The following is a 758-nucleotide window of genomic DNA, read 5'->3' on the forward strand; positions in this document are numbered from 1 at the left end:
CATTAATTTACACCTACCATCAAAAATATATAAAATTAATATTTAATACGAATAATTGATATATAATTGATATGTGATAAAATCAATTATATATAAAAAAATAAAAAGGAGCAATTCAAATGAAAAGAATACTTAGCATAATAGGAGCAATCGGATTAACCGCAACAAGCACAACAACATTAATCAGTTGTGAAAAATCTGAAAAACCAAATCATTAATTTACACCTACCATCAAAAATATATAAAATTAATATTTAATACGAATAATTGATATATAATTGATATGTGATAAAATCAATTATATATAAAAAAATAAAAAGGAGCAATTCAAATGAAAAGAATACTTAGCATAATAGGAGCAATCGGATTAACCGCAACAAGCACAACAACATTAATCAGTTGTGAAAAATCTGAAAAACCAAATGATAATAATAAAATAAATAAACCGACAACACCAACACCAAAAGCACAACAACCACCAAAAGATAGTAATTGAAAATTAATTATTAATACCACCGGTCAAGAAAATAGTGGTAAAACTTATATTGGAATTTTTGGAAATAAACCTAATGTTAATATTACAAGTTGAAAAGGAATAGAAGGCGAAGGACTCTGACATTTATATCAATATAAAGCAATTTATCGTTGAGATGGAGTTGGTGAACCACAGATACCTACCATTGATAAAAACACTGGTGAAATTACTGACTGAAAAGAACAAAAAGGAACTAAATAACAGTTCCTTTTTTATATTAATC

General features: G+C 25.9%; 2 protein-coding genes. Both read left to right on the forward strand.

The window, feature by feature from the left end; all coding sequences use genetic code 4:
• Positions 1-119 precede the first annotated feature (119 nt).
• The gene (locus C6B38_RS10200; protein ID WP_162475909.1) at positions 120-218 is read left to right on the forward strand and encodes a lipoprotein; all 99 of its coding nucleotides are present in this window, start codon (positions 120-122) and stop codon (positions 216-218) included.
• A gap of 113 nt (positions 219-331) precedes the next feature.
• Positions 332-736, forward strand: a complete 405-nt coding sequence (locus C6B38_RS10630) for a lipoprotein (protein ID WP_105298985.1) — start codon at positions 332-334, stop codon at positions 734-736.
• Positions 737-758 lie beyond the last annotated feature (22 nt).

The sequence above is a fragment of the Spiroplasma sp. ChiS genome (assembly GCF_002968355.1).
GTDB classification, from domain to species: Bacteria; Bacillota_I; Bacilli_A; order Mycoplasmatales; family Mycoplasmataceae; genus Spiroplasma; species Spiroplasma citri.